The organism is Limosilactobacillus coleohominis, from assembly GCF_016901675.1.
GTDB lineage: Bacteria > Bacillota > Bacilli > Lactobacillales > Lactobacillaceae > Limosilactobacillus > Limosilactobacillus intestinavium.
This window is the reverse complement of the sequence record NZ_JACJKU010000099.1, coordinates 1-4128: the sequence shown is the minus strand read 5'-3', so window position 1 is coordinate 4128 and position 4128 is coordinate 1. Positions and strand designations below refer to the sequence as shown.

The following is a 4128-nucleotide window of genomic DNA, read 5'->3' as shown; positions in this document are numbered from 1 at the left end:
GGGCAGAGGATTTAGGGTTAGATGAATATTTTGATGGTGATGGAGTAAGCGTTGTTGAATGGGCACAATTCGCTGAAGATGAATTACCAGATGAATTTCTAGCAATCACTTTTAAACGAACCGATGACGAAAGCAAGCGTATTTTAACTTTTGATCCGCGAGGACAACATTTTCAACAAATGGTGGACCAATTATGAAAGATGACGAAGTTACCCTAAAGGCCCCAGCATTAGAAGATGCTTCCTCAGTATTGAAATTGCTTCGGCAAATTAATAACGAAACCAGCGTTGTAATGATTCCTCATTTAGATAAAATATCTGTTGCGGATGAAGAAGTCAGTTTAGAGGAAATTAATGAGCGTAGTGATTGCTTTGTACTCTTAGCAGTTCTTAACCAGGTCCCAGTAGGAATTGTAACGATTACCAAGTTAGATGGTCAGGACAATGCTGGTGAATTAGGAGTAGCAGTACTAAAAAAATATTGGTCACAAGGGATTGGCTCATTACTGATAGATGAAGCGATTTATTGGTTTGAGAATTTTAGTTCAATTGAGCATTTGGTCCTAGATGTTTTTAGTGATAACCAGAGGGCCATCCATCTTTATGAAAAATTTAACTTTGTAAAAACTGGCCAGGTGGAAGAAAAAGATAGTAATGGAAAAAGGCGATTGGCCTGGTTAATGGAATATTGTGGATAAGGTTGCGTGATAGAATCGGCTATGATTCTGATTTAGTGACTAAATAAGTAGAGACCTAGCGTTCGGTTTAACGATCGTTAGGTCTCTATTGTTGATGATAAACTATTTGCATTTAATGATTGTTAAAAAGTCTAAAGGCGCAAGCACTACCCAATCATTTTAATAAATGGCTTAATTTGTTGGGCACCAAATTGCTGCGCTTGATGAATTAGAATGTCGGCACATGCTTGGGCATCATCAAGGGCATTATGGTGATGATTCAACTCAATATTCAAAGCGTCTGCGACAGTATTGAGTTTATGGTTAGGCAGGTTGGGAAATAGTTTTTGACTAGTTCGTAAAGTATCTAAAGTTTGATAAGCCGGAAGAGTGATTTGGTAATGCTGAAGGGTATTTTTTAAAACACTATTGTCGAACGTTGCGTTGTGAGCAATAACCAACTTATCTGGCGTGAAAAATGGGTTAATGTGTTGCCAAATATCCGGAAAGGTAGGAGCGTTCACAACATCGGCCTCATGGATGCCATGAATTTGAATATTACGCCAGCTGAATGGAGTTTGCGGATTAATTAATGAATAAAATTCGTCAACTATTTGGTTATGACGGACAACAACCAATGAGAGTGAACATGCGCTGAAACGCTTTGCACTGGCAGTTTCAAAATCCATTGCAATAAAGTTCAAGTTGAATCTTCCCTTCTAAATTAATGTTATAATTTCAATAGTTTTTAAATCTAATTTTATAATGATACAATATTGGATATCAAGAAGAAAAGGACTAATAATATGGCTGAAAATATTGCAACAACTTTTCCTGAATATAATATTAAGCAGGATGAACTTCTTTCAAAGTATACTTTTACTCATACTGGGGGACCAGCAGATTGGCTAGCCTTCCCTAAAAATGTTGATGAAGTTCAAGAGTTGGTTAAATATGCTAAGGAACATCATTTGCCAATTACCGTTTTAGGAAATGCCAGCAACCTAATTGTTAAAGATGGTGGGATTGCTGGGTTAGTGTTAATCTTAACAGATATGAAATCTATTGTTGTTCATGGCAATACTGTGACAGCTGATGCTGGGGCAGCTTATATTGACGTGACAATTGCTGCTCGTGATCATTCGTTGAGCGGAGTTGAGTTTGCTGCTGGGATTCCTGGAAGTGTCGGTGGTGCTGTATTTATGAATGCCGGTGCTTATGGTGGCGAGACCAAGAATGTAGTTTCAAAAGCTACGGTAATGGATCGTGATGGCGAAATTTTTGAACTTAATAATGAAGAACTCGACTTTGGGTATCGTCATAGTTCAGTTCAAGATCGCAATTTAATTGTTCTTTCAGCAGATTTTGCGGTAACTCCAGGAGATTACGACACAATTAAGGCTGGGATGGACGATTTAAATGCACGGCGGGCTGCTAAACAGCCATTGGATTTACCATCTTGTGGAAGTGTATTTAAACGACCAAAGGGCTATTTTGCCGGCAAACTAATTCATGATTCTGGATTGCAAGGGTACACCTCAGGGGGAGCTCAAGTATCCACAAAACATGCTGGCTTTATTGTAAATATCGATAATGGGACAGCAACCGATTACTTAAACGTTATTCACCATGTTCAGAAAGTAGTTAAGGAAAAGTTTGGGGTTAATTTAGAAACTGAAGTACGAATTATCGGGCGCGATAAGTAAAACAACCTAAGATTAGTTCAGAACGATTTGATGTCGTTCTGAACTTTTTTGTTACTCTAAAGATAGAGCTAAGGTCGTACATAGCCCCAAGGACTACGAGTCCGTATTAAAAAATGACCTCCGCTATCTTTGATTTGATATTTTACTTTTAGGTTGTGGAACTATGAGTTCGTGTATTTAGGAAATGAATTACAAATCTAGGATAGTGGTAATACCTAGTTCTATTTTTAGAAAGGAAGTCTTCATATGGCTGATGTATTTGCGTTAGATGTTTCAATGGGCAAAAGCTATTGTGTTTGGTATCGAGACCACCACTGTTTAAAAGAGTTTGAACTACCTCATACTAACGAAGGCTTTAGTAAATTGTTGGGCATCATTAAGCAGTCACAAAACCCGACGGTTTATTTTGAAGCGACCGGAGTTTATTCTCGGGTAGTGGAACGTTTTTGTGAGATGAATAAACTTCACTTTTGTCGCCGTAACCCACTAGAGCTTCATTTGAAATCTGAAAGTCTCCGACGCGTAAAAACTGATCTGAAAGATGCCCATCGGATTGCCTTGTCTGTCCAGGACCATCACTTTCGTCTAACCGTTCCCTGGGCAAAGAATTATCGTCGCCTTCATGAACTTAGTCGTTTCTACAATCAGCTGAACGCTGATTGGACTTATCGTTTAAATCACCTTCATACGGCACTTGAACAGACTTTTCCAGAACTTAAGCAGCTTTTTGTAAATCGAGCTTCCAAGCTTGCACTAAATATCGTTGAGTTGTTCCCTCACCCCGCACTAGTTCAGCCTTATTCAAGAGTTAGATTAAAGAATCTTCTAATGTCCGCTACTGATAAAAAAATATCAAAGCCGAAGGCTTATAAATACGCCGATAAACTATTAAGTTTGGCGCAGAACGCTTACCCAGCAGTACCTAGTGACGCTATTCAGGTTGATGAAGTAAGATATTATGCTCGACAACTAATGGCTTTGACACAGCAGAAAGAGCAATTGATCAAACAAATGGAAAACACCGCCCAACGTTTGCCAGAATTCATGTTGTACTCTTCTTTTCCTGGAATTGGGGCACAAACTGCCGCTCAGTTAATGGGGGAACTGGGTGATATTAGCCGTTTTGATAACTCTAACCAACTCAATGCTTTTGTCGGTATCGATATCCGACGGTACCAGTCAGGTACTTACCAAGGCCAAGATCATATCAATAAACGGGGCAATCCGCTGGCTCGTAAACTACTGTATTTCACAGTTCTTAATATGATTCGCCAACAACATATCCGCTCTAATCACATCGTTGACTATTATTATCGTTTAAAAGAAAAACGACCTCATCCAAAATTGAATAAGGTCGCTTTAGTAGCTTGCATGAATAAAACGCTCAAATGTCTATTATCCATGATCAAGCATCAAGAAAAATACCACTATCGGTATACGGACTCAATGGTCCACATGAAGGCTTAAACGTCTCACAGTTTTAATATACACCAATTCTCGCTTCTTGGATAAGAAGCGGGCTAATTTAGTGTACGCTTCTTTTCTTCTAATTTATCTTGACTAATCGTAGGAAATGGGACTGTGTCATTAGTCAGACTACAATCATTAAATACGAACAGCGCAGTACAACAATGGGGCCTAGCATTCGGCAAACCGAACGCTAGGACCCTATTGTTGCTTGCGGGGGCGTGAAAACGAAGTCGTAAACGACTTCTGTCACGCTGTTATGAAGTGACCATTGTCAAG

5 protein-coding genes are annotated in these 4128 nt (G+C 39.1%); 4 read left to right on the top strand and 1 reads right to left on the bottom strand.

What is annotated here, in order from left to right:
* Positions 1-197: tRNA (adenosine(37)-N6)-threonylcarbamoyltransferase complex ATPase subunit type 1 TsaE (locus H5975_RS07460; protein ID WP_342590543.1), on the top strand; the 197-nt coding region annotated here is incomplete at its 5' end.
* Positions 194-697, top strand: a complete 504-nt coding sequence (locus H5975_RS07455; protein ID WP_204785519.1) for a GNAT family N-acetyltransferase — start codon at positions 194-196, stop codon at positions 695-697. The genes H5975_RS07460 and H5975_RS07455, both read left to right, overlap by 4 nt.
* Before the next feature lie 146 nt (positions 698-843).
* Here H5975_RS07455 and H5975_RS07450 read toward each other — a convergent pair whose 3' ends face one another.
* Positions 844-1380, bottom strand: coding sequence for a 3'-5' exonuclease (locus H5975_RS07450; protein WP_204785518.1), 537 nt, complete (start codon positions 1378-1380; stop codon positions 844-846).
* Between the two features lie 102 nt (positions 1381-1482).
* Between H5975_RS07450 and murB the strand changes: the two genes are divergently transcribed.
* Together murB and H5975_RS07440 are read left to right on the top strand one after the other, a co-directional pair.
* Complete coding sequence (gene murB, locus H5975_RS07445) at positions 1483-2382, top strand: UDP-N-acetylmuramate dehydrogenase (protein ID WP_204785517.1); 900 nt, start codon at positions 1483-1485, stop codon at positions 2380-2382.
* 246 nt (positions 2383-2628) lie between these two features.
* Positions 2629-3849, top strand: a complete 1221-nt coding sequence (locus tag H5975_RS07440; RefSeq protein WP_204785516.1) for an IS110 family transposase — start codon at positions 2629-2631, stop codon at positions 3847-3849.
* The last annotated feature ends 279 nt before the right edge of the window (positions 3850-4128 follow it).